Genomic DNA, 24,679 nt, shown 5'->3' on the forward strand with positions numbered 1-24,679 from the left:
CCTGCGTCCGGATGCCTCCCGCCCGCCTCGCGTCTCCTTGCGGTGTCGATGGCCGCCCTGCTGCTCGCCGCCTGCGCCGGCAACCCGCACCGGCGCGAGCCGACCTTCCGCTCCTCGCACTCGGCCCTGGCCGACCTGCCCGCACGCGCGCCCTCGGCGGCGAGCGCGGGCACGGCCAACGACGTCCTGTTCCGCGCGATCGCGCTGGTCGGCACGCCCTACCGCTGGGGCGGCAATACGCCGGAGAGCGGCTTCGATTGCAGCGGGCTGATCGACTACATCTACCGCAACGCGGCGGACATCCTGCTGCCGCACAACTCGCGCGCGATGGCGCAGGTGGACGGCCGCAAGGTCAGGCGCGTGACCGACCTGGCCAGCGGCGACCTGGTGTTTTTCGACATCGACGGCGGCATCAGCCACGTGGGCGTGTACGTGGGCAAGGGGCGTTTCGTGCACGCCCCCAACAGCGGTGGCACGGTACGGCTGGACGACCTCGACGGCCCCTACTGGCGCGATCACTTCGCCTTCGGCAAGCGGCTCCTGGACTGACCCCGCTGTCCCGTAGGCAACCGCGTGGCGCAATGCGCCGGCACCTGCGCGCAGGAGGACGACGGCACGCCGGCCGCCGTCCTCCACCGGATCAATGCGCTTCCTGGCCCGGCGGGTGCGCGTGGCCGTGCTTGATCTCCTCCTCGGTCGCCTCGCGCACGTCTTCGATCGCCACGTCGAAGTGCAGCGTCTTGCCGGCCATCGGATGGTTGAGGTCCACGTCGACCGCGCTCATGCCGACCTTGTGCACCGTCACTGCGCGGTGGCCGCCTTCCTTGAGCGCCAGCACCGTGGTCATGCCTGGCTTCAGCTTGGCGGCCTGCTGGAAGTACTTTTTCGGTACGCGCTGGATGCGGCCTTCCTCGCGCTCGCCGTAGCCTTCGGCCGGGCTGATGTCGACGGCGAGCGTCTCGCCGGCCTCGTGCCCGTCCAGCGCCTTCTCGAGGCCGGGAATGAGTTGCCCGTGGCCGAGCAGGATCCACAACGGTTCGCCGTTGTCGCGCGAGCTTTCCACCTTCCCGCCGTCCACCGTCAGCGTGTAGTGGAACGCGATGACCTTGTCCTTGCCTGCCTTCATTGCCTTTCCCGTCGGATCCAAAGGCGGCGATTCTATCAGTCGCGCGCCTCGCCGAAGCCCACCCCGCGCGCCTCCGGCCCGAGCCAGGCGAGCAGCGCGAGCAGCAGCGCCACCACCGCGATCCATGCCGACATGGCGAAGGCGTAGTCGCCGCCGTGCGCGCGGGCGATCCACGCCTGCGCCGTGGCGGTGACCGCGGCCAGCAGGTTGCCGGTCTGGTAGGCGAAGCCCGGCAGCGTGCCGCGCACGTGCTCGGGCGACAGCTCGTTCAGGTGCGTCGGCACCACGCCCCAGGCGCCCTGCACCATCACCTGGATCAGGAACGCCCCGACACCGTAGAGCGCCAGCGTGCCACCGTACATCCACAGCGGGATGACCGGAATGGCGAGCAGCGCTGCAATGACGATCGCCCGGCGCCGTCCGATCCGCTCGGACAACGCACCGAAGAACAACCCGCCCGCGAGCGCACCGAGGTTGAGCAGCGCGACCAGCACGAACGCCGCGGTCGAGCCGGTCGGCAGGTGCAGGTCGACCTCCTCGAAAGTGTGGTAGAGGTCCTGCGAGCCATGGCTGAACATGTTGAAGGCCGTCATCAGCAGCATCAGGTACAGCGCCAGCTTCCATTGCCCGCGCATCGCCTCGCGCAGGCCCCGGCGGGGCGCGCCGCGCTGGCGCTGCCACACCGGCGACTCGGGCACCTTGCGGCGGATGTACAGCACCAGCAGCGCCGGCGCGGCGCCGACCACGAACAGGCCGCGCCAGCCGATGTGGTCGATCAGCAGCCAGTTGACCAGTGCACCGAGGAAGAAGCCGCAGGGATAGCCGCTCTGCAGCAGGCCGGAGACCAGGCCACGCGCCTTCGGCGGGATCGCCTCCATCGCCAGCGAGGCGCCGATACCCCACTCGCCGCCCATCGCGATGCCGAACAGGAAGCGCAGCACGAGCAGCATCGCCAGCGACGTGGAGAACGCGGTCGCCAGCTCGAACAGCGAGAACAGCACCACGTCCAGCATCAGGATCGGACGCCGTCCGTAGCGGTCGGCCAGGCGCCCGAAGATCAGCGCGCCGAGCGGGCGCGCCGCCAGCGTGAGCAACAGCGCGAGCGTGACGTCGGCCTTCTCCACGCCGAATTCGTTCGCGACGCCGACGATGACGAAGGTGAGCAGGAAGTAGTCGAAGGCATCCAGCGTCCAGCCGAGAAAGCTGGCCAGGACCGTGTGGCGCTGGTCGTGGTCCAGCTCACGCAACGTGGACAGAAAACTCATGCCGCGGCTCCCAGCATCGGACGCAGGTCATCAGGCTAGCACGCGGCCTTGGCGTGGCCGTCGCACGCGGATGCTGCTGGGCATGATGACTCGCTCCCCGATTCGTCGTATGGTGCCTGTTCGGCATGCGGCGTCCTGGGGAGGACGGCACGTGCCGACAACGGCGGGACGCGACAGGAGTCGCCGATCGCCATTCCAATTCCTTGGGAGGGATACAGATGCTTCAGAAACCGCTTGCCGGTGCCCTGCTGGGCGCCCTCGGCCTGCTCGTGGCCACCGCCGCCCAGTCGGCGACGCCGAACCACATCCGCACGTCCGCGCTGGGTCATCTCGACCGCGCCGCCCTGGCGCAGCGCCTGGGCCTCGATCCACAGGCCTCGCTGGCCCCGGGCCTGCAGCTGCGTACCGTCCACGGCACCATCAAGACGCGCGAACAGCAGATGTTCCAGGGCGTGCCGGTGTACGGCCGCAGCGTGGTCGTGGAACGCGATGCCGCGGGCAACGTTCGCAGCGTGGACGGCGAGACCGCCACCGGCCTGGGCTTCGACCTGGCCTCGACCACTCCGCGCCTCAGCGGCGCAAGCGCCGTGGCCGTGCTGCGCCAGCACGCCGGCCTGCTGCCCTTCGGCATCGGTACCGACGCCGTGTCCGACGCCGACCTGCACAACGTCAAGCACGACCTGTACGTCTACGCCGAAGGCAAGAAGGCGCGCCTGGTCTACCTGACCTCGTTCTTCGTCGATCGCAGCGGCAAGCCCTCACGCCCGACCGCACTGATCGACGCCGATACGGGCGAAGTGCTGCAGAGCTGGGAAGGCCTGACCACCGGCAAGCCCGGCAGCGGCGGCGGTGGCGGCGGCACGCTCACCCCGGCCACGGCCAACGGCCCGGGCGGCAACCAGAAGACCGGCGAGTACTTCTACGGCACCGACTACCCGCTGCTGTCCGTGCAGCAGTCGGGCAGCACCTGCTACATGCAGAACGCCGACGTGAAGACCAACGACATGCACCAGCGCCGCACCGGCGGTTCGCTGTGGACCTTCGCCTGTCCGACCAGCAGCGGCGACGCCATCAACGGCGCCTACTCGCCGATCAACGACGCGCACCACTTCGGCGGCGTCGTGCACGACATGTACAACAGCTGGTTCGGCGCGCCGCCGCTGAACATGGTGCTGGTGATGAACGTGCACTACAGCCGCAACTACGAGAACGCGTTCTGGAACGGGTCGGCGATGTATTTCGGCGACGGTGCCAGCACCTTCTACCCGCTGGTGTCGCTGGACGTGACCAGCCATGAGATCAGCCACGGCTTTACCGAGCAGCACTCCAACCTGCAGTACTCCGGCCAGTCCGGCGGCATGAACGAGGCATTCTCCGACATGGCGGGCGAGGCCGCGGAGTATTACGACCGTGGCCACAACGACTGGCTGGTCGGCGCCGAGATCTACAAGACCGGCACCGCCCTGCGCTACATGTGCAACCCGACCCAGGACGGCCGCTCGATCGACAACGCGGCCAACTACTACAGTGGCCTGGACGTGCACTATTCCAGCGGCGTGTACAACAAGGCGTTCTGCACGCTGGCCAAGACGGCGAACTGGAATACGCGCAAGGCGTTCGAGGTGTTCGAGCGCGCCAACGCGATGTACTGGACCTCGACCGCCACGTACAACTCCGGCGCCTGCGGCGTGGAGAACGCGGCGGACGACTACGGCTACTCGCGCAGCGACGTGGTGGCGGCGTTCAACGCCGTCGGCGTGACCTGCCAGTAACCGCAGCGGCAAGCCACCGGGAGCCCGGCCTCGCGCCGGGCTCTTTTTTTGTGGCCGCAGGCGCATGCATTCCCTGCACATCCGGCGACGGCGGCGTGCCTATACTGGCGATCCCGCCCCACGGAGGCCGTCCATGCACCGACCGACCCCGCCCGCGGCACGTCGCACACCCGCTGCACCCGCCCTGCCGGGATGCCTGCCTTGACGGTGCGGCCGCGGTACCACCTGGACCGGTCGATGCGCGCCACGCTGTCGGCACGCTTCCGCGGCTTCAACCAGCGCCAGTACGTGCGCGGCAAGCTGGCCGGCGATCCGGTCTACGCGGCCGTCGCGCGGCTGCTGCAGGACGCACCGCCCTTCCCTCTGCTCGACGTCGGCTGCGGCATGGGGCTGCTCGGGCACTACCTGCACGGCTGCGGCGTGCTGCATGGCTATGTGGGCATCGACCACGACGAACGCAAGATCGCCGCCGGCCGCGAAGCGGCGGCCACGATCGGCGACGCGCTCGACCTGCGTTGCGCGGACGTCGCCGACCTGCCGGACTTCCGCGGCCACGTGTGCCTGCTCGACGTGCTGCACTACCTGCCCGCCGCACGCCAGCCCGGGCTGCTTTCCCGGCTGGCCGGCCACGTCGCGCCCGGCGCGCAGCTGATGATCCGCAACGTGCTGCGCGAGAAGCACTGGCGCTTCCACGCCACCGTGCTGGAGGAGCACGTGCTGCACGCCACCGGCTGGATGCGCGTGCCGGCGACGCACTATCCGACCGCGCGGGAAGTAATGGCGCCGCTGCACGATGCCGGCCTGGCGACCTCGATCGAACCCCTGTGGGGACGCACGCCCTTCAACAGCTACCTGATCGTGGCCAGGCGTCCTCGCTGACCTTGCCGGGCGGGCATCGTGCCGCGCTTGCCCATTTGCCGAGGAAGGGGCGCCCCGGACGCTCTCCGCGGGTGAGGCCGGGAGGCCGCCGTTCCCGGGTGTGCGCCCGAGCCCGCTCATCGGCTATACTGCGCGGACGGCTCCCTCGCCGTTGCGGCCTCCGGCCGCCCCTTCCCATCATCGCAACGCGGTTCTGAAAGAACGCTCCGGGTTGCACAGGAGTGTTTTCATGTCTTTCGAATCGCTGGGCCTTGCGCCCGCGTTGCTGCGCGCGCTCGCCGAACAGGGCTACACGCGGCCCACCCCGATCCAGGCCGGCGCCATCCCGCTGGTGCTCGAGGGCCACGACCTGCTGGCCGCCGCCCAGACCGGCACCGGCAAGACCGCCGCCTTCGCGCTGCCGCTGCTGCAGCGCCTGTCCACCGCCGGCACCACGCAGACCCGCCGTCCGCGCGCACTGGTGCTCACGCCGACACGCGAACTGGCCGCCCAGGTGCACGACAACCTGCGCGACTACGGCAAGCACCTGCGCGTCTCCAGCACCACCATTTTCGGTGGCGTCGGGATGAACCCGCAGGTGCAGGCGCTGCGGCGCGGCGTGGACGTGGTGATCGCCACGCCCGGCCGCCTGATCGACCACATGCAGCAGCGCACCGTCGATCTTTCCGGCCTCGAGATGCTGGTGCTCGACGAGGCCGACCGCATGCTGGACATGGGCTTCCTGCCGGCCATCAAGCGCATCCTCTCGGCGCTGCCGAAGCAGCGCCAGACGCTGCTGTTCTCAGCCACCTTCGCCGAGCCGATCAAGGCGCTGGCGATGCAGTTCATGCGCTCACCGCGCGAGGTGTCGGTGACCCCGCCCAACACCGTGGCGACCACGGTGAGCCACCAGGTGCATCCGGTCGACGCGGCGCGCAAGCGCGACCTGCTGCTGCACGTGCTGGCGCAGGACAGCCGCCGCCAGAGCCTGGTGTTCAGCCGCACCAAGCACGGCGCCGACAAGCTGGTGCGCTTCCTGGAGGCCTCCGGCCTGCGTGCCGCCGCGATCCACGGCAACAAGAGCCAGAACGCCCGCACCAAGGCGCTGGGCGACTTCAAGAACGGCCGGATCACGGTGCTGGTGGCGACCGACATCGCCGCCCGCGGCATCGACATCGACCAGCTGCCGATGGTGATCAACCACGACCTGCCGATGGTCGCCGAGGATTACGTGCACCGCATCGGTCGCACCGGCCGCGCCGGTGCCGAGGGCCTGGCCGTGTCGCTGGTCAGCCACGAGGAGTCGGGCCTGCTGCGCGACATCCGCAAGCTGCTCAAGCAGGAGATCGCGATCAGCGAGGTGCCCGGTTTCGAGCCTTCCGCCCCGCTACGGCTGGATGCCGGCGCGCCCCGCCCCGTGCAGGGCCAGCGCCAGCCGCGCGCCGCGCGTCCGCCGACCGGGCATCGCCCGCACGCCGTGCAGGCGCAGGCGGCCGGCGAGCGCACCGAAGCCAACCGCACGCGGCGCCGGCGCCGCCGGCCTGCCGCCAAGGCCTGAGGCGCCGCCCCCGTCGGCCCTGCCAAGCACCGGTCGCTGCCCCTGGCCGCGGCCCGGGCGGCTCGAGCCCTGCTGTCCTCGCAGCCGCCCGCCGCTGTACGGCTTGCCGACGCCCCTTGTACCTGACGCCCACGTCGCACCCGCGACGCTGGTAACATGCCGCGCGCCGCGCGGTGCGCTCCATCCGCCGCAGCTTCCGCCGAGGTTCCCATGTCTTCCCCCGCTCCTGCTCCCACGCCGGCCGACCACGACCCGGCGCAGGCCGGCTTTGCCGCGCTCGCATTGCGCCCAGAGGTCCAGCGGGCGCTCGCCGACGTCGGCTACGAGTCGCCCTCGCCGATTCAGGCCGCGACCATCCCGCCGCTGCTGGAAGGGCGCGACGTGCTCGGCCAGGCGCAGACCGGCACCGGCAAGACCGCTGCGTTCGCGCTGCCGATCCTCTCGCGCATCGAGGCCAGGCCCGGCAAGCCGCAGGCGCTGGTGCTGGCGCCCACGCGCGAACTGGCCATCCAGGTGGCCGAGGCGTTCCAGCGCTACGCCGCGCATATCCCCGGTTTCCAGGTGCTGCCGGTCTACGGCGGGCAGAGCTACGGCCCGCAGCTGCACGCATTGCGCCGCGGCGTGCACGTCGTGGTGGGCACGCCCGGCCGCGTGATCGACCACATGGACAAGAACACGCTCGATCTGTCCGAGCTGAAGTACCTGGTGCTCGACGAAGCCGACGAGATGCTGCGCATGGGCTTCATCGACGACGTCGAGAAGGTGCTCGAGGCCACGCCGCCGACGCGCCAGGTCGCGCTGTTCTCGGCCACGATGCCGGCACCGATCCGCAAGATCGCCCAGCACCACCTGAAGGATCCGGTCGAGGTCACCATCAAGGCCAAGACCACCACCGCGGCCAACATCCGCCAGCGCTACTGGTTCGTCAGCGGCATGCACAAGCTGGACGCGATGACGCGCATCCTGGAAGCCGAGCCGTTCGACGCGATGATCATCTTCGCGCGCACCAAGCAGGCGACCGAGGAGCTGGCGGAGAAGCTGACCGCGCGCGGCATGGCGGCCGCCGCGATCAACGGCGACATCGCCCAGCCACAGCGCGAGCGCGTGATCCAGCAGCTCAAGGAGGGCAAGCTGGACATCCTGGTCGCCACGGACGTCGCCGCGCGCGGCCTGGACGTCGAGCGCATCAGCCACGTGCTCAACTACGACATCCCCTACGACACGGAGAGCTACGTGCACCGCATCGGCCGCACCGGCCGTGCCGGGCGCAGCGGCGAGGCGATCCTGTTCGTCACGCCGCGCGAGAAGGGCATGCTGCGCGCGATCGAGCGCGCCACCCGCCAGCCGATCGAGGAGATGAAGCTGCCCACGGTCGAGGCAGTCAACGACGTGCGCATCGCGCGCTTCAAACAGCGCATCACCGACACGCTGGCGCAGGACGACCTGGGCCAGTTCCAGCAACTGATCGAGCAGTACGAGCAGGAACACAACGTACCGGCACTGGAGATCGCCGCCGCACTCGCCCGCATTGCCCAGGGCGACCGGCCGCTGCTGCTGACCCCGCCACCGAAGCGCGAGTACGAGCGGCGCGAGCAGGCGGCGCGCGAACCGCGCGAGCGCGACGGCGAACGGCGCCTGCCACCGGAGCGCAAGGCGCGCGAACCGCGCGGCTTCGACACCCGCCCGCCGCGCCCGCACAACGCGCCGGAGCCGGGCAAGCGCACCTACCGCATCGAGGTCGGCCACGAGCACGGCGTCAAGCCCGGCAACATCGTCGGCGCGATCGCCAACGAGGCCGGTCTGGACAGCCAGTTCATCGGGCGCCTGAGCATCCGCGACAACTACAGCCTGATCGACCTGCCCGAAGGCATGCCCAAGGAGGTGTTCGAGCACCTCAGGAAAGTCTGGGTAAGCCAGCAGCAGCTGCGCATCAGCGAGTGGGACGGTAGCGAGGAGCCGGCCGGCAGCGCCCCGCCGCGCCGCCCGCGGCCCGGCGGCTTCAAGCCGCGCCCGGGCGGCAAGCCGCCACGGCGCAAGTGACCGGAGGCCGGATGCGTCCGCGCATCCCGGCTTGCCACAGGAGTGAGCGGCTCGCGATGCTCCTGGTTCCGGAAGAGCCGCAAGGCAAAGGCATCGCGAGCAAGCCCGCTCCTGCCGCGTCCGTCAGGCCAGGCGGTCCTTCAGGTACGCCAGCACCTGCTCGGCCATCTGCTCGGCGCGTCGCCCCTCGCCATGCAGGTGCAGCTCCGGCGTCACCGGCCTTTCATAGGGCGAATCGATGCCGGTGAAGTTGCTGATCCGCCCTGCCCGTGCCTTGGCGTAGAGGCCCTTGGGGTCGCGCTGCTCGCATTCGGCCAGGGGCGTGTCGACGAACACCTCGACGAATTCACCCTCACCGAACCGGCCGCGCGCGAAGTCGCGCTCGCTGGCGAAGGGCGAGATCACGCAGACCAGCACGACCAGCCCGGCGTCCACCATCAGGTGCGCCACCTCCGCCACGCGGCGCACGTTCTCCACGCGCGCCTCGGGGGTGAAGCCGAGGTCCACGTTGAGGCCGTGGCGCAGGTTGTCGCCGTCCAGCAGGTAGGTGTGGTAACCCTGCGCCGCGAGCTGCCGCTCGACCCGGTTGGCGATGGTCGACTTGCCCGCGCCGGACAGCCCGGTGAACCACAGGCACATCGGCCGCTGGCCCTTGGCGCGCGCGCGCACCGCCTTGTCCACGTCGGTGTGCTGCCAGTGGATGTTGGCGGAGCGCTGCAGGGCGAAGTCGAGCATGCCGCAGGCAACCGTGGCATGGGTCTGGCGGTCGATCAGCACGAAACCGCCGAGCGTGCGGTCGTCCGCGTAGCGCTCGAACGCCAGCGGGCGGTCCAGATCGATGTTGCAGTAGCCGACCTCGTTGAGTTCCAGGCGGCTTGCGGCGAGTGGCGCCTGCGTGTTGACGTCGACCTTGTGCTTGATCGCCGTGACCCGCGCGTTGGCCGTCGCGGTGCCCAGCCGGAGCAGGTAGCTGCGGCTGGGCAGCAGCGGCGCGTCGCCGAACCAGACCAGGTGGCAGCCGAACTGGTCGGCCACGGGCGCGGGTTGCGCCGCTGCGGAAACCACGTCGCCGCGGCTGATGTCGAGCTCGCGGTCGAGGCACAGCGTGATCGCCTGCCCCGGGGCCGCCTGCGCCAGGTCCGCGTCCGGCCCCACGATGCGCTCGACCCTGGCGTACCGCCCGCCGGGCTGCACCACCACCTCGTCGCCGACCGCCACGCGGCCACCGCATACCGTTCCGGCGTAGCCGCGGAAGTGCTGGTCCGGGCGATTGACCCATTGCACCGGCAGGCGGAACGGCGACGGCGGCGCGGAGGAGGCGTCGACCGTCTCGAGCAGTTCCAGCAGGCTGGGACCCTCGTACCAGGGCATGCGTGTCGAGCGCCGGCCGACATTGTCGCCCTCGGGCGCGACCACCGGCAGGGCGTGCACCGCCTCGATGCCCATCGCCGCGGCGAGCTCGCGGTAGGGGCCCACGATCGCCTCGTACACGCCGGCGTCCAGGCCGACCAGATCCATCTTGTTGACCGCCAGCACGATGCGGCGGATGCCCAGCAGCGCGCAGAGGTAGGTGTGCCGGCGGGTCTGCGGCAGCAGCCCCTTGCGCGCGTCCACCAGCACCACGGCCAGGTCCACCTGCGAGGCACCGGTGGCCATGTTGCGCGTGTACTGCTCGTGGCCCGGGCAATCGCCGACGATGAAGCTGCGCCGCGCCGTGTGGAAGTAGCGCCAGGCCACGTCGATGGTGATGCCCTGCTCGCGCTCGGCATCCAGCCCGTCGGTGACCAGCGAGAAATCCAGGTTTTCGCCGCCGCGTCGGCGGCTGTCGCGCCGCAGGGCGTCGAGCTGGTCGTCGGCGAGCATGCCGGCGTCGTACAGCAAGCGGCCGAGCAGCGTGCTCTTGCCGTCGTCCACGCTGCCGCAGGTGATGAAGCGAAGCATGCGGGCGTCCATCAGAAATAGCCCTCCTGCTTCTTGCGCTCCATCGAGCTGGCGCCATCGTGGTCGATGATGCGGCCCTGCCGCTCGGAGCTGCGCGAAGCGCGCATCTCCTCGATGATCGCGTCCAGCGAGTCGGCGTCGGACTCGATCGCGCCTGTCAACGGGTAGCAGCCGAGGGTACGGAAGCGCACGCGTCGCATCTGCACGCGCTCGTCCCCGCGCAGCACGAAGCGCTCGTCGTCGACCATGATGAGCGCGCCGTCGCGTGCCACCACCGGGCGTTCCTTCGCGAAGTACAGCGGCACGACGTCGATCTTCTCGCGGCGGATGTACTCCCATACGTCCAGTTCCGTCCAGTTGGACAGGGGGAACACGCGCACGCTCTCCCCCTCGCGGATCTGGGTGTTCCAGGCGCGCCAGAGCTCCGGTCGCTGCTGCTTCGGATCCCAGCGATGCTGCGCATTGCGGAAGGAGAAGATGCGCTCCTTGGCGCGCGACTTTTCCTCGTCGCGGCGGGCGCCGCCGATCGCCGCATCGAAGCGGTGGCGGTCCAGGGCCTGGCGCAGCGCCTGGGTCTTCATCACGTCGGTGTGCACCGCCGAACCGTGCACCAGCGGCGAGATGCCCTGGCGCACGCCTTCCTCGTTCACGTGCACCAGCATGTCCACGTCGCCCTGGGCGGCCACGCGGTCGCGGAAGGCGATCATCTCGCGGAACTTCCAGGTGGTGTCCACGTGCAGCAGGGGCAGCGGCGGCCGCGCCGGGCGACTGGCCTTGCGCAGCAGGTGCAGCAGGACCGTGGAGTCCTTGCCGATGGAGTAGAGCATCACCGGCCGGCGGAAACAGGCGAACACTTCGCGCAGGATCTGGATGCTCTCGGCTTCCAGATCGTCGAGACGGGACATGCCTTGCATGAAAACGGGGCGTTCCTGGCCCGCGGCGCGCGGGCGAAAACGCGCAAGCTAGCAGACTCGCGCCAGCCGTGCCCACAGCGGCAGGATGCCTGCCTTCGCGCGGTCGCGATCGTGCAGGAACCGCGTACCATCGTGTTTCCGCCGAACGAGACCTGCCATGCCCGAGTCCTGGCCCCGCCCATCGCACCCCATCGAACCGGCCACGCGGGCCGTCGCGCTGCTGCCGCCGCAGATGCAGCGGCTGGAGGCGGCGGCCCGGGCGATCCGCGATGGCGCCCTGGGGCCGGCTTCGCAGATGCTCGAGTCGTTGCTGGCCGAGGCGCCGGAGCACCCGGAGCTGCTGCGCCTGTTCGCCATCCTGCACCTGCGCGCACGTCGCCCCGATCTCGCGCGGGCGGCGCTGACCCGCGCGCTGGCGCAGTGGCCGGACGATCCACTGGCGCTCACCGACCTGGGCAACGTCGAGCAGGCCGCGGGCGATGTCGACCGGGCGCTGGCGCTGTGGCGCCAGGCCTGCGCGGTGGCGCCCGATTATCCGATGGGCTGGTTCAACCTCGGCCGCAACCTGCAGGTGCTCGGCTTCACCGGACCGGCGGTGGAGGCGCTGGAGCGCGCCTGCGCACTGGATCCCACGCTGCTGCCCGCGCACGTGCTGCTCGGCGACGCGCGGGTGCACCTGGGCCGCTTCGAGGAGGCCGACCGGGCCTACCGCGCCGCGCTGGCGCTGCACCCTGCCTGCGGCGACGCCTGGCGCGGCCTGGCCAACATGAAGACGCGGCCGCTGTCGGACGCCGACCGCACGCAGCTCGCCGCGCTGCTGCGCCGCGCGGACCTGGCCGAGGCCGATCGCATCGCCATCGGCTTCGCGCTGGGCAAGGTGAACGAGGACCAGGGCCGCCACGCCGAAGCCTTCGCCGCGCTGAGCGAGGCGAACGCCCGCCAGCGCCGGCTGGCGCCATGGAACGCCGGCGGCTTCCACGCCTTCGTCGACGCCGTCGCGGCGGCGGGCGCCAGGCTGCCGCCGCCGATCGACGCCTCGCTCGGCGAGGAGGCGATCTTCATCGTGGGCCTGCCGCGCTCGGGCTCCACCCTGTTCGAACAGATCCTCGCCGCACACCCCCAGGTGGAGGGGGCCAGCGAACTGCCGGACCTGGGCGAGGTGCTGGTGGAGGAGTCCGGTCGCCGTCGCCAGCCCTTTCCGCAGTGGGTGCCGGCGGCGAGCGCGCAGGACTGGCAGCGGCTGGGCCGGCGCTACCTCGAGCGCACCGCACGCTGGCGCGAGCGCCGGCCGCGCTTCACCGACAAGCTGCCGGAGAACTGGCTCTACAGCGGCATCCTCGCCGCGATGCTGCCGGGCGCGCGCATCGTGGATGTGCGCCGGGACCCGGTCGAGGCCGGCTGGTCGTGCTTCAAGCAGCAGTTCTACCGGCTGCCGCATTTCGCCTGCACGCTGACCGACATCGCCGCCTACATCCGCGACTACCAGGCGGCGATGGATCGCTGGCAGGCGCTGGCGCCCACGCGCATCCGCACACAGCGCTACGAGGCGTTGCTGGCCGATCCGCAGGCGGAGATCCGCGCCCTGCTTGCCTTTTGCGGCCTGCCCTTCGACGCCGCCTGCCTGGACTTCCACCACGCCGCCCGTGCCGTTCGTACGGCCAGCGCGGCGCAGGTGCGCCAGCCGCTGGACCGCGACACGGCGCGCGCCACACGCTACGGCAAGCTGCTCGATCCGCTGCGCCTCGGCCTGGGCCTGCCGCTTGCCACGGAATCCACACCGTAGGAGCGAGCGTGCTCGCCATGCCTCGCGCTCCTGGGAGGGTGCGGGACCGACACCTTCATGCCGCACCGTGCGGCATGACCCCGAGAGCTGCGAACGGCCCCGCTCCTACACGGTGGCGTGCGCGGTCGACGATTGCAGCGTCTGGAGACCCTCATGCGCGCACTGCCCAGCCTTTACATCTCCCACGGTTCGCCGATGACCGCGCTGCAGCCGGGCCCCGTGCGGGAACGGCTGGCCGCGCTGGCGGCCGAGTTGCCGCGGCCACGGGCGATCGTCGTCGCCACTGCGCACTGGCTGACGCCCGGCCCCTGCATCGGTAGCGCGGAACGGCCGGATACCGTGCACGACTTCTTCGGCTTTCCGCCGGCGCTGTACGAGATCCGCTATCCCGCGTCCGGCGCCCCCGCGCTGGCGCAGCGCGTCTTCGACCTGCTCGCGCAGGCTGGGCTCGCTCCCACGATCGCCCCGGACCAGGGCCTGGATCACGGCGTCTGGGTCCCGCTGCGCCTGCTCTACCCGGAGGCGGACATTCCGGTGGTGCCGCTGTCGATCCAGCATGCCCGCGATCCGGCCCATCACCTGGCGGTGGGGCGTGCGCTGGCGCCGCTGCGGGACGAAGGCGTGCTGGTCATCGGCTCGGGCAGCATCACGCACAACCTGGGCGACCTGCGCATGGGCTACGGCCCGGGACGGGAGGCGCCCTACGTGCAGCCGTTCGTCGCCTGGATCGAACAGCGGCTGGATGCGGGCGACGTGGATACGCTGCTCGACTACCGCCGCCAGGCGCCGTTCGCGCAGCGTGCCCACCCGACCGACGAACACCTGCTGCCGTTGTTCGTCGCCCTGGGCGCGGCAGGCGCAAGAACCCACGCACATCGCATCGATGCAGGCGTTGACCACGGCATTCTTGCGATGGACATCTACCGCTTCGAAGGGCACGGGGCAAACTGAGCACGGCGGCACGCGACCTTCCCATTTTTCCGATTGCGCGGCACACGGCCGCGCGCTATGCATCCGAGGTCCTGCCGCCAGGGGCTCGCGCCGTGAAGGTCGCGTGACGGCCGGACAGCATCGGATCGATGCCATGCCTGGCCGCCTCGCTGGCGACCCCGCCGGGTACCGATCCCTCCACAAACCCGATTCTGTGGGAGGGAACATGTCCATTCGCAACTGGAGCACGCTCAGCCTCGCGCTGGGCTCCGCCATGGGCCTCGCCATCGCCGGGCCGGCCCATGCCGCCAAGGGCGGCGTCGAAGTCACGCCTGCGGTGCATCACGACACCTTGCCGTCGCTGCGCGGCGTGATGCCGCGCCCGGACGATTTCGCCAAGAACCCGCACGCCCACCCGCTGCACCGGCTGCCCTTCATCTCGGGCAACCAGGCCGACGGCGCCGTGCAAGGCGCCAGTGTCACCGGCTTCGCGCCTGCGCTGGGCGCCGGCTTCGACGGTGTCGGCCAGGGCTTCAGCGGCCCGCAGGGCACGTTCAACGTCAACAGCGCGCCGCCGGACACCAACGGCGCGGTCGGCGCCACGCAGTACTTCCAGATCGTCAACACCGGATTCGCGGTGTTCGACAAGGCAAGCAAGGCCGTGGTCTACGGCCCGATGCCCAGCAACACGCTGTGGTCGGGCTTCGGCGGCCCCTGCGAGGCGGACAACGACGGCGATGCCGTGGTGGTCTACGACAAGGCGGCCAACCGCTGGGTGGTGTCGCAGTTCGCGGTCACCGCGGCGCCGTACTACCAGTGCGTGGCGGTGTCGGCCACCAGCGACGCCACCGGCGCCTGGTACCGCTACGCGTTCTCCTACGGCAACGTGTTCCCGGACTATCCGAAGATGGGCGTGTGGCCGGACGGCTACTACGAAACCTTCAACATGTTCACCAACACGTTCCAGGGCGCCAAGCTGTGTGCCTACGACCGCAATGCGATGTTGAGCGGCCGGGCCGCGACCCAGCAGTGCTTCCAGCTCTCGACCAGCTACGGCGGGGTGCTGCCGGCGGATCTGGACGGTTCCACCGCGCCGCCGGCCGGCTCGCCGAACTACATGCTCAACTTCACCAGCAACGCGCTCAACCTGTGGCGCTTCCACGTGGACTGGAGCAACAGCGCCAATACCACGCTGACCGGTCCGATCAAGATCCCGGTCGCCTCCTTCTCGGCGGCCTGCGGCGGCGGCGCCTGCGTTCCGCAGTACGGCACGCGGCAGAAGCTGGATTCGCTCGGCGACCGGCTGATGTTCCGCCTCGCCTACCGCAACTTCGGCGACCACGAATCCCTGGTGGTCAACCACTCGGTGCAGGTCGGCACGTCACGCAAGAACCCCTACACCGGTGTGCGCTGGTACGAGATCCGCAGCCCCGGCACCACGCCGGTGGTCTACCAGCAGTCGACCTACTCGCCCGACACCACCTACCGCTGGATGGGTTCGGTGGCGATGGACAAGCAGGGCAACATGGCGCTCGGCTACAGCGTCTCCAGCAGCACCATCCATCCGGGGATCCGCTACACCGGCCGCCTGGCCACCGATCCGCTGAACACCCTGCAGGCGGAGACCACCGTCATCGACGGCCTCGGCTCGCAGAGCGGCTCCAACCTCAACCGTTGGGGCGACTACAGCGCGATGACGATCGACCCTGTGGACGACTGCACCTTCTGGTACACCACCGAGTACCTGCGCAACACCGGCGCGTTCAACTGGAACACGCGCATCGCCACGTTCAAGTTCCCGGGCTGCCAGTAGGTCCGGCGCGGCCGGCCGTACCGCGGCCGGCCGCATCCTGGCGACGCAATCAGGCGCTCTGCGGCAGGGGCGGCGCGCTGTCGCCCGACGGATCGAGCCAGTCCTCCGGGGTGAGCGGCTTGAGGCCGTGGGCGATGCGGCCCTTGTCGCACTGCGGACTGTGCCGGCCGAATTCCCAGGAGGGCTCCACCTCGCGGCAGACCGAGGGCTTGATCGGATGGATGCCACAATAGGCCGCCTCGCCGATGGTGCCCTTGAGGGCGACGCAACGTGGCCGGCTGGACTGGGTGCCACGCATCACCACGCGGTGGGGATCGAGCTTCTCGGTCAACGCCTCCGGCACCGTCCCGCCCAGGAAGGGATCGGTCTCGGACCAGTGGAAGGCGATGCGGAAGTAGGCGCAACACGCGCCGCAACGCAGGCAGGGATGGGCCATGGACGGACGGAAGGCGCACCCCGAGGCGCGCAGCGCGCGGATTCTAGGCCCCCGCACGGTTCCGTGGAAGACGCGTGAGCGATGCGTGAAAGCCCCCACGGACCGGCGTTCAAGGACGGTTGGGCTTGGCCCGCGGTGGAGCGGTCGCGGAATCCTTTCCCGGGAACGCAGCGGGCGCGCCGGTCGGCTTCGCCCCGCGGCCGCTCAGATCTCCCCGGAGAACGTGTCGCAACGGGATACCTGCCCGCTCTCCAGGCCGGCCTTGAACCACTTCACCCGCTGCGCGGACGTGCCGTGGGTGAACGAGTCGGGCACCACCGTACCGCGGGTTTCGCGCTGCAGCGTGTCGTCACCGATGCGGCTGGCTGCGTTGAGCGCCTCCTCCACGTCACCCTCCTGCAGCCAGTGCAGGCGTTGTTCGCTGCGGTTCGCCCAGACGCCGGCAAGGCAGTCGGCCTGCAGCTCCTGGCGCACCGACAGCCCCTCGGCCCCCTCCATCGGCACGCCCTGCTCGCGCGCCTGGCGCACACGGTCGAACACGCCCAGCAGGTTCTGCACGTGGTGGCCCACTTCGTGGGCGATCACGTAGGCGCGCGCGAAATCCCCGGCGGCGTGGAAGCGATCCTGCAATTCCTGGAAGAAGGACAGGTCCAGGTACACCTTCTGGTCGCCCGGGCAGTAGAACGGCCCCACCGCCGTCGAAGCCATGCCGCAGGCGGTGCTGACGCCGCCGCTGAACAGATCGAGCCTGGGCTCGACGTAAGCACGGCCGTTGGCCGCAAACAGGTCGCCCCAGGTCTTCTCGGTGGAGCCGAGGATGGCGCTGACGAAGTCGCGCTGCTGCGGGTCGACCTGCGCCGGTTCGCCGATGGGAGCGGGCGGGTTCGTCGGCCCGCCCGGGTCCAGCAGCGCGGTCGGGTCCCGGAAGAACACCCAGCCCAGGATCGCCAGGATGATCAGCCCACCGAGCCCCAGCCCGCGGCCGCCACCGAAGCGGAAACCCCCACCGCGGTCGACCTCGACATTCCTGCTGCGCTCGCCTTTTTGCCAGTCCATGCGGGACCCGGAACCTGCGCCGAAGCGCGACCGGCGCAGCATAGGCACTGCGCCGTCTCGCCGGCGTGCAGGTTGCCGCTACAGTAGAGGCCCGCTCACTGCCGCCGCCCCCCATGAGAGAACAGTTGCCCGCCCTGGTCACCCTGCTCGCCGTCCTGCTGATGTTCGGCACCGCCTTCGCGGTGGGCCGCGCGCGCGGACGCTACGGCATCGCTGCCCCGGCGACCGCCGGCCACCCGGCCTTCGAACGCGCCTTCCGTGTGCAGATGAACACGCTGGAGTCGGTAGCGCTGTTCCTGCCCACGTTGTGGCTGGCCGCCCATTACGGCTTCGGCTACTGGGCCGGCATCGCCGGACTGGTCTGGCTGGCCGGCCGCAGCTGGTACGCGCTGGCCTACCTCAGGGAGGCGGCCCGCCGCGGGGGTGGTTTCGCGCTGGGCATGCTGGGTTGGGCGGCGACCCTGGTGATGGCGGCGACGGGCGTCATCCGCGCGTTGCTGGCCGGCTGAACCGCGGGATTGCGCGCCACCGGCCGCACGGCTAGCGTGTGGCGTCGGGCTGCGCGTCCGCCCCCTCCACGCAGGCCCGCACCAGCCCCATGTCCCACCGTCCATTGCATCCCTCGTTGCACGACGCGCGCCTGCCGCACCTGGGCAGCGCCATCGGCATGATCGTGCTGTACTTCGCGCTGCAGTTCCTCGCCAGCGGGCTGGTGGGGCTGGGACTGGGCTTCGCCGTCGGCATGTCCGGCCAGCACGCCGGCCTGCCGGCGCGGGTCAAGGCGGTGCTGGCGCAGCCGGATACCAACGCACTGATGGTGATCCTGACCCTACTGCTGGCCGCGAGCGTCACCATCGCGCTGGTCCGCCGGCTGTGGCCGGCGGCGTGGTCGCACGGCGCGCCGCCGGGGCTCGGCCTGACCCGTCCCGGCCATCCGCTGTTCTACCTGGCGGCGGTGCTGGTCGGCCTGATCCTGCCGGTCGCCGGCGGCTGGCTGACCCAATGGATCGCGAACGGCCACGAGGTCACCCAGGACGTCAAGCAGATCGGCGGCGCCGCCTCGCTCGCGTTGCGCCTGCCGCTGGTGCTGGTGGTGGTGAGCCTGGGGCCGCTGGTGGAGGAACTGCTGTTCCGCGGCGCCCTGCTGTCGGCACTGCTGCGGCGCGTGGGGACGGTATGGGCGGTGGCGATCAGCTCGCTGCTGTTCGCCTGCGTCCACCTGCCCGATCTCGGCTTCCTGTGGTACGCGGTGCCCAACCTGGCCTTGCTTGCCGTGGCGCTGGCCTGGCTGCGGCTGGGCTCGGGCTCGCTGTGGCCGGCCGTGGTGGCCCACGGCGTGAACAACCTGCTGGCGGTGGTGGCCTGGTTCGTCGCGGTCAAGCCGGGCTGAGCGGATCGAGACCGAACTCGCGCAGCAGGCGCGCGGTCTCGAACAGCGGCAAGCCCATCACGCCGGAGTAGCTGCCGTCCAGGTGTTCCACCCAGGCTGCGCCGCGCCCCTGGATCGCGTAGGCGCCGGCCTTGCCGAACGGCTCGCCGCTGGCGACGTAGCGGGCGATGGCCTCTTCCTCCAGCCGTGCGAAGCGCACCCGCGACACGCACAGCGCGTGGCGCTCCTGTGTTGCGGATAACGCCCACACGGCCGAGATCACCCGGTGCGTGCGGCCGGAGAGCCGCCGCAGCATGGCCCCCGCCTGGCCGGCATCGGCGGGCTTGCCGAATACCTCGTCGTCCAGCACCACCTCGGTGTCCGAACCCAGCACCACGGCGCCGTCCCGCTCCCGCAGGGTCGCCAGGCCGGCGCGCGCCTTGTCGTGCGCCACGCGGCTGACGTAGCGCTCGGGCGACTCGTCGGCCGCGCGCTGCTCGGGCACATCCACCTCGAGGACGGCATGGTCGACGCCCAGCTGAAGCAACAGTTCACGGCGACGCGGCGATCGGGAGGCGAGATAGAGCATGGTGGAGGCATGGCGTGGCAAGGGCGACCCCATTGTCGCGGCCGTGACGCCCTAGGCAAACCATCCGTCGAAGCGTTGTACGGGTGCGGCAGGCTCCGCACAATCGGTGGCCAGGCGCCAACGCCGGCCCCGCCACCGGACCTTCGCGTGAGAGTTCAGAACTGGACCCCCAGGATCTATCCGCCCCTGCTCCTCGGCCATCTGGGGGTGCTGCTGTGGGTCGGCGAGCGCCGCATCCTCGCCTGCAGCTACGCCTTCGTGCTGGCCATACTGGGATTCACCGTGCTGCTCTGCTGGCGCCGGCTGCGCCTGAGCGTGCGCCACAACCGTCCCTTGTGGGGCCTGCTGCTGCTCTCGCTGGCCGCGCAGTGTGCGGCCTTCGGCCTGCTGCTCGACGACGCGCTGCGCCACCCGCAGGGCACGCTGGTGGCCTTCGACACGACCTTCTACTTCTGTCTGAGCGAGTTGGCTCTCCTCATCGCGGCTGCCTACAGTCCGCTCACGCGGGTGCGCCGCTGGACCACGGGTCTGGACAGCGTGCTCGCGTGTGCGATCGTCGCCCTGTTCTACGCCCTGCTGCGCCAATTGCTCGGTGGCGGCGCCACCGAGGCGACCGCACGCACCTTGATGTGGATGTTCGACGGCATCGCCCTGTTCGTGGCGCTGTTCGCCACGCTTCGCTTCGTGGCGGTCCAGCGCGCGGACGAGCGGCGCTTCTACTTCGTGCTGATGGCCTACGCCTGGGCCGAAGCGCTGCTGCCGGCGATCCACAACCGCTTCATCCTGTCGAGCGAGTCCTACCTGCCGGAACTGCTGCTGGGCCTGCCCTTCGTTCTGCTGGGATTGCTGCTCAGCCGTCGCCGCAAGGTCTGGCTGCGCCGTTACCGGCCTGGCCGGCGCACGCGTCGCATCACAGCCAGCCTGCGACCGCTGGTGCTCAGCCTGGCCTTGTGCCTGCTCAGCTTCGCCGAGCTGGGGCAGGACCGGCCGTTGGCGATCGCCGCGTTGATCCTGGCGGTGGTCACCTACGGTACGCGCACGACGGTGCTGCTGGCCTACCACCTGGCGGTGGAGGAAGAGCTGCGCAGGCTCCGGCGCGACCTGCACCACCGCAGCATCCACGACGAACTGACCGGCCTGCTGAACCGTACCGGCTTCCGCCAGGTGCTCAGGCGCACGGGGCAGGAGGCGGTGCGCACGCGCCGCGGCTTCGGCGTGGCGGTCGTGGACGTGGACAACTTCAAGGCGTTCAACGACACCTACGGGCACCTCGCCGGCGACGACTGCCTCTCGCTGGTGGCCCATGCCCTGCGTTCGGAGGCCGCCAGGCGGGCGGGGGTGGTGGCCGCACGCTACGGCGGCGAGGAGTTCGTGCTGCTGATGAGTGGCGCCGCCGCGGATGACGCCGAGGCATGGACGCAGCAGTTGCGCGAACACGTGCAGTCGCTGCAGATCCGCCATCTCAACGCACCGCTGGGCGTGGTCACCGTCAGCGCCGGACTCGCGCTGATGCCGGCCGGCGCCGCGCTGGCGAGCGAAAAGCTGCTGCGCGCGGCGGACGATGCGCTGTACGAAGCCAAGCGTGCCGGCCGCAACCAGGTCCGCGTGGCCGCGGTCCACGTGCTGCCGGCCAGGCTCACAGCATGAGGGTGTATTCGCAGAACTCGAGGTCGCGCTGCCAGCCCAGCGATTCGTAGAGCGCCTGCGCGGGCGCGTTGTCCAGCGCAGTGGAGAGCGAGAGGCTCGCCGCTCCCAATGCCCGTGCTTGCGCCGCCGCCTCGTGCAGCAGCGCCGCGGCGACCCCCTGGCGGCGCGCCGCCGCGGCCACGAACAGGTCGTTCAGCAGATAGGTACGCACCATCCGCACCGAGGAGAACAACGGGTAGAGCTGGGTGAAACCCAGCCCCGCGCCCTGCCCGTCGTGCGCCAGCAGGATCAGCGATTCGTGGTGGGCGAAGCGCGCCCTAAGGAAGTTCCGCGCCCCGTCCGGATCGGAGGGCTTGCCGTAGAACTGCCGGTACCCGTCGAACAGCGGCACCAGCGCGTCGAGGTCGTGGACCGTGGCCTGGCGGACCTGATGTGACATACGGGAGACACCGGCGTCGGGGAGGAGCGCCCAACGTAACGATCCGCCATGCATCCGCACAAGCGCCTTCTTTCCCGGCATCCGCGCCGCGTTGCTGATGAGAATAATTCTCGTTAAACTCCACGCGGCCTCGTGCCTGTCCGTCACACACAAGGAATGCCCATGCGTCTGCGCTCGAAGGCGGCGCTCCTCGCGCTCGCCCTGCTCCCCTTCGCTCCCGTCCACGCCGGCGAATCGCCGTTCGGCTGGATCTATACCGCCGACCTGCACCCGCAGGGCCGCTCGGAATTCGAGCACAAATCATGGCTGCAGCAGAGCCAGTCGCGTGGCGATTACAGCTACCTGCAGAACGCGGAGGAGTTCGAGTACGGCGTGACCGACCGCTTCCAGCTTTCCGGCTACTTCAACTGGAGCTACGTGAACGCCTACCGCAACGGCGTCGACGGCCGCACCGGCGGGCCGGGCGTGGACCTGGGCCCGCAGGCGGACCCGCTGGCGCACTATCGCAGGACGCGCTTCGACGCGGTGTCGGTGGAGGCGATCTACCAGGTGATGAACCCGCTGGTCGACCCGATCGGCCTGGCGCTCTACGTGGAGCCGGAGTGGGGACCGCACGAGCGCGCGCTGGAGTGGCGCCTCATCGTGCAGAAGAACCTGCTCGACGACCGCTTCGTGCTGGCCGCCAACCTGATGGGCGAGACCGAACACGAAAAGTACTACGGCGAAGTCGAACGCGCTTCCATGCTCGATTTCAGCGCCGGCTTCTCCTGGCGGTTCACCGACAACTGGAGCGTGGGCCTGGAAACCCGCAACCACCAGGAGTTCGAAGGCTACCGCTACGACTCGCGCGAACATTCGGCCTGGTTCCTCGGCCCCAACCTGCACTATGCCGCGCAGCGCTGGTGGCTCACCGCGGCCTGGCGGCACCAGTTGCCGATGGTGAAGGCGTTCAACGAGGAGCAGCGCGAAGTGGTGATCGGCGACCGCATCTACGGCGACGAGCACGCGCGCAACGAGTTCATGGTCAAGCTCGGTGTCCCGTTCTGAGGAAGAAGCACGCATGAAGTGGAGCGCACTCGTCCCGCCGCTGGCCGCGCTGGTCGCCGCCCCCGCCTACGCCGCCGACTACCTGACGGTCGCGCAGGTGCAGCAGGAGTTCTTCCCCGGCCAGGCGCTGGCCAAGGTGCCGCTGACGGTGGATGACGCACTGGCCGATGCCCTGCTCGACCGTTCCGGCGTGCACGAGCGGTTCGATCCCGGCCAGGTCTGGCGCGCCCCGCAGGGCGGCTTCCTGGTGGTCGACCACGTGGTGGGCAAGCACGAGACGATCGGCTTCGCGGTGGCGCTGGACGCCGGGGGCAAGGTCAAGGGCGTGGAGATCCTCAGCTACCACGAGACCTACGGCTACGAAGTGCGGGATGCGAGCTGGCGGCGGCAGTTCGTGGGCAAGACCGCGCACGATCCGGTCAAGCTCGGCGCCGACATCCGCAACATCAGCGGTGCCACGCTCTCGTGCAAGCACGTCACCCAGGGCGTCAGACGCGTGCTGGCCCTGTACGACCTGGTGCTGGCCAAGCTGTGATCCGTCGCGCGCGCCCGTTGCTCGGCACGTTCGTGGAGATCCGGGCGCGCGCGGACCAGGCGGTGCTGACGCACGCCTTCGAGGCCGTGGCACAGGCGCACGCATTGATGAGCTATCAGGACACGGCGAGCGAACTGTCGCGGCTGAACTCGGAGGCCTGGCGGCGCCCCGTGCCGGTGCATCCCTGGACCTGGCGCGTGCTGGCCGCCGCGCGCTGGCTGCACGTGCACAGCGCGGGGGCCTTCGATTGCACCGTGCCCGATGGGCCCGATGCAGGCATGGACGCGGTGGAACTGCTGCCAGGACGCACGGTGCGCTTCCGCCGCCGTGTGCGCCTGGACCTCAGCGGCATCGCCAAGGGCTTCGCCGTCGACCGCGCTATCGACCGGTTGCGCCGCGCCGGCAGCCAGGGCCTGGTCAACGCCGGCGGCGACCTGCGCGTGTTCGGTCCCTCCGCGGAGCCCATCCTCGTGCGTGACCCGGACCAGCCACAGCGCCTGCGTCCGCTCGGCACCCTGGCGGACGGCGCGCTCGCGACCAGCGCGCCCTACTTCAGCGAACAGGACGGCCGCTGGGCGGTGCGCGATCCGCGCGACGGCGGCAGCCCGAGCCGCTACCGCAGCGTCAGCGTGCTCGCGCCGACCTGCCTGCGCGCCGACGCCCTGACCAAGGTGGTCTGGGTGCGTGGTGCGGAAGCGGCCGGCCCCCTGCTGGCGCGCCTGCGCGCCGAGGCGATCGTGCTGTGAGAGCCCATCATCCGCGCCCTTCCCATGCCGGCTCGGGGATCCGCCTGCACCCGGTGCATTACCGGCTGTTGCTCGCCGTACTGCTGCTGGTGGGGCTCACCGGCATCGTCTGGGGCATCCTCTGGGACGTGCTGGAGCGCGAGCCGGACGAGCTGCTGCACTGGCTGACCCGGCTGCACGGCGCGGGCGCCTTCCTCGCCCTGCTGGGGCTGGGATCGCTGCTGGCGCAGCACGTGCGCTTCGGCTGGAACGCGCGCCGCAACCGCATCAGCGGCACCGTACTGGGCGCCTTCGCGGCCGCGATCGTACTGACCGGCTACGCGCTCTATTACGCCGGCGAGGACCTGCGCGCGTGGTCGGTGTGGATCCACCTGGTACTGGGCACGCTGGCCTTCATCGCATTGCCGCTGCACATCCGGCTGGGGCGGCGCACGCGGCAACGCCGTGGCGTACCGCGGCATCCACAGGCCTAGGATTTTTCCTTTCGGACCCGCCTGTCGGCCGTTGCGGGCTTGGCTCCCTTTCGCTCGGGGAGAGGGTTGGATGAAGGATGGCGCTCCCGGGGCCCTTGTTCCTTTCGCTCCGCTCGGGGTGGCTCGTGGGGCGTGTCGCTCTAGTGCGGCCTTGCCGCGACCGGGCTCGCCTGAGCGCGCAAATGCCACGCAAGAACGACGCGCCCCGCAAGCAGGCCTCCAGCGAAGCACAAAGAAGCGAGCACAAAGAAAAGAGCATCCCGAGCAAGCCCGCTGCTACCAGGCGCGGCGGCGAGAGGGGCCGGGCGAGCCCGGCCGTCCAACCGCCTCAACGGTGCGAGC

Annotated in this window: 23 protein-coding genes; 15 read left to right on the top strand and 8 right to left on the bottom strand. The window is 70.4% G+C overall.

Annotation, left to right across the window (positions count from 1 at the left end):
- Positions 1–48: 48 nt before the first annotated feature.
- The gene (locus WAT24_RS13390; RefSeq protein ID WP_336808396.1) at positions 49–549 is read left to right on the top strand and encodes a C40 family peptidase; all 501 of its coding nucleotides are present in this window, start codon (positions 49–51) and stop codon (positions 547–549) included.
- Positions 550–640: 91 nt separating this feature from the next.
- Here WAT24_RS13390 and WAT24_RS13395 read toward each other — a convergent pair whose 3' ends face one another.
- Positions 641–1,126, bottom strand: coding sequence for an FKBP-type peptidyl-prolyl cis-trans isomerase (locus tag WAT24_RS13395; RefSeq protein WP_336808397.1), 486 nt, complete (start codon positions 1,124–1,126; stop codon positions 641–643).
- Between the two features lie 35 nt (positions 1,127–1,161).
- A complete protein-coding gene (locus WAT24_RS13400) occupies positions 1,162–2,391 on the bottom strand; it encodes an MFS transporter (RefSeq protein ID WP_336808398.1) in 1,230 nt (409 codons plus the stop codon).
- Positions 2,392–2,609: 218 nt separating this feature from the next.
- Between WAT24_RS13400 and WAT24_RS13405 the strand changes: the two genes are divergently transcribed.
- From WAT24_RS13405 to WAT24_RS13420, 4 genes are all read left to right on the top strand, one after another.
- On the top strand, positions 2,610–4,163 hold the full coding sequence (locus tag WAT24_RS13405) for a M4 family metallopeptidase (RefSeq protein ID WP_336808399.1): 1,554 nt from the start codon (positions 2,610–2,612) through the stop codon (positions 4,161–4,163).
- Positions 4,164–4,400: 237 nt separating this feature from the next.
- The gene (locus WAT24_RS13410; RefSeq protein ID WP_336808400.1) at positions 4,401–5,042 is read left to right on the top strand and encodes a class I SAM-dependent methyltransferase; all 642 of its coding nucleotides are present in this window, start codon (positions 4,401–4,403) and stop codon (positions 5,040–5,042) included.
- A 229-nt stretch (positions 5,043–5,271) separates the two neighbouring features.
- Complete coding sequence (locus WAT24_RS13415; RefSeq protein WP_336808401.1) at positions 5,272–6,579, top strand: DEAD/DEAH box helicase; 1,308 nt, start codon at positions 5,272–5,274, stop codon at positions 6,577–6,579.
- Between the two features lie 210 nt (positions 6,580–6,789).
- Positions 6,790–8,619 (top strand): DEAD/DEAH box helicase, encoded by a 1,830-nt coding sequence (locus tag WAT24_RS13420; protein ID WP_336808402.1) that lies wholly within the window; start codon positions 6,790–6,792, stop codon positions 8,617–8,619.
- 123 nt (positions 8,620–8,742) lie between these two features.
- Here the strand turns inward: WAT24_RS13420 and cysC are convergent, their stop codons facing one another.
- Positions 8,743–10,560, bottom strand: a complete 1,818-nt coding sequence (gene cysC / locus WAT24_RS13425; protein ID WP_336808403.1) for an adenylyl-sulfate kinase — start codon at positions 10,558–10,560, stop codon at positions 8,743–8,745.
- 11 nt (positions 10,561–10,571) lie between these two features.
- Positions 10,572–11,465: a sulfate adenylyltransferase subunit CysD gene (gene cysD / locus WAT24_RS13430; RefSeq protein ID WP_425605307.1), complete on the bottom strand. Its 894-nt coding sequence runs from the start codon at positions 11,463–11,465 to the stop codon at positions 10,572–10,574.
- A 166-nt stretch (positions 11,466–11,631) separates the two neighbouring features.
- Between cysD and WAT24_RS13435 the strand changes: the two genes are divergently transcribed.
- From WAT24_RS13435 to WAT24_RS13445, 3 genes are all read left to right on the top strand, one after another.
- Positions 11,632–13,257 carry a tetratricopeptide repeat-containing sulfotransferase family protein gene (locus WAT24_RS13435; protein WP_336808404.1) on the top strand — a complete coding sequence of 542 codons (1,626 nt, stop codon included), beginning with the start codon at positions 11,632–11,634 and terminating at the stop codon, positions 13,255–13,257.
- Between the two features lie 153 nt (positions 13,258–13,410).
- Entirely contained in the window at positions 13,411–14,208 is a 798-nt protein-coding gene (locus WAT24_RS13440) for a DODA-type extradiol aromatic ring-opening family dioxygenase (RefSeq protein ID WP_336808405.1), read from the top strand.
- Positions 14,209–14,413: 205 nt separating this feature from the next.
- Positions 14,414–16,000, top strand: coding sequence for a hypothetical protein (locus WAT24_RS13445; protein WP_336808406.1), 1,587 nt, complete (start codon positions 14,414–14,416; stop codon positions 15,998–16,000).
- Between the two features lie 49 nt (positions 16,001–16,049).
- Here WAT24_RS13445 and WAT24_RS13450 read toward each other — a convergent pair whose 3' ends face one another.
- Complete coding sequence (locus WAT24_RS13450) at positions 16,050–16,436, bottom strand: YkgJ family cysteine cluster protein (protein ID WP_336808407.1); 387 nt, start codon at positions 16,434–16,436, stop codon at positions 16,050–16,052.
- 204 nt (positions 16,437–16,640) lie between these two features.
- Complete coding sequence (gene ypfJ / locus WAT24_RS13455) at positions 16,641–17,492, bottom strand: KPN_02809 family neutral zinc metallopeptidase (RefSeq protein ID WP_336808408.1); 852 nt, start codon at positions 17,490–17,492, stop codon at positions 16,641–16,643.
- Between the two features lie 113 nt (positions 17,493–17,605).
- Between ypfJ and WAT24_RS13460 the strand changes: the two genes are divergently transcribed.
- Together WAT24_RS13460 and WAT24_RS13465 are read left to right on the top strand one after the other, a co-directional pair.
- Entirely contained in the window at positions 17,606–18,001 is a 396-nt protein-coding gene (locus WAT24_RS13460; protein ID WP_336808409.1) for an MAPEG family protein, read from the top strand.
- Between the two features lie 89 nt (positions 18,002–18,090).
- On the top strand, positions 18,091–18,882 hold the full coding sequence (locus tag WAT24_RS13465) for a CPBP family intramembrane glutamic endopeptidase (protein WP_336808410.1): 792 nt from the start codon (positions 18,091–18,093) through the stop codon (positions 18,880–18,882).
- Here WAT24_RS13465 and WAT24_RS13470 read toward each other — a convergent pair.
- Positions 18,869–19,450, bottom strand: a complete 582-nt coding sequence (locus tag WAT24_RS13470; RefSeq protein ID WP_336808454.1) for a Maf family protein — start codon at positions 19,448–19,450, stop codon at positions 18,869–18,871. The genes WAT24_RS13465 and WAT24_RS13470 overlap by 14 nt on opposite strands.
- 147 nt (positions 19,451–19,597) lie before the next feature.
- Here WAT24_RS13470 and WAT24_RS13475 point away from each other — a divergent pair, with 147 nt between their 5' ends.
- Positions 19,598–21,097, top strand: coding sequence for a GGDEF domain-containing protein (locus WAT24_RS13475; RefSeq protein WP_336808411.1), 1,500 nt, complete (start codon positions 19,598–19,600; stop codon positions 21,095–21,097).
- On the opposite strand, the gene WAT24_RS13480 is transcribed toward WAT24_RS13475, so the two are convergent.
- Positions 21,087–21,536: a GNAT family N-acetyltransferase gene (locus WAT24_RS13480; RefSeq protein WP_336808412.1), complete on the bottom strand. Its 450-nt coding sequence runs from the start codon at positions 21,534–21,536 to the stop codon at positions 21,087–21,089. The genes WAT24_RS13475 and WAT24_RS13480 overlap by 11 nt on opposite strands.
- 162 nt (positions 21,537–21,698) lie before the next feature.
- Between WAT24_RS13480 and WAT24_RS13485 the strand changes: the two genes are divergently transcribed.
- The 4 genes from WAT24_RS13485 to WAT24_RS13500 are packed head-to-tail and all read left to right on the top strand — an operon-like array spanning position 21,699 to position 24,337.
- Positions 21,699–22,583: a DUF6662 family protein gene (locus tag WAT24_RS13485; RefSeq protein WP_336808413.1), complete on the top strand. Its 885-nt coding sequence runs from the start codon at positions 21,699–21,701 to the stop codon at positions 22,581–22,583.
- A 13-nt stretch (positions 22,584–22,596) separates the two neighbouring features.
- The gene (locus WAT24_RS13490; RefSeq protein ID WP_336808414.1) at positions 22,597–23,118 is read left to right on the top strand and encodes an FMN-binding protein; all 522 of its coding nucleotides are present in this window, start codon (positions 22,597–22,599) and stop codon (positions 23,116–23,118) included.
- The gene (locus WAT24_RS13495) at positions 23,115–23,864 is read left to right on the top strand and encodes an FAD:protein FMN transferase (RefSeq protein WP_336808415.1); all 750 of its coding nucleotides are present in this window, start codon (positions 23,115–23,117) and stop codon (positions 23,862–23,864) included. Before WAT24_RS13490 ends, WAT24_RS13495 begins: the two co-directional genes overlap by 4 nt.
- Positions 23,861–24,337: a hypothetical protein gene (locus WAT24_RS13500; protein WP_336808416.1), complete on the top strand. Its 477-nt coding sequence runs from the start codon at positions 23,861–23,863 to the stop codon at positions 24,335–24,337. Before WAT24_RS13495 ends, WAT24_RS13500 begins: the two co-directional genes overlap by 4 nt.
- Positions 24,338–24,679 lie beyond the last annotated feature (342 nt).

This window comes from Fulvimonas yonginensis, assembly GCF_037137055.1.
In the GTDB taxonomy this organism is placed as follows: domain Bacteria; phylum Pseudomonadota; class Gammaproteobacteria; order Xanthomonadales; family Rhodanobacteraceae; genus Frateuria_A; species Frateuria_A yonginensis.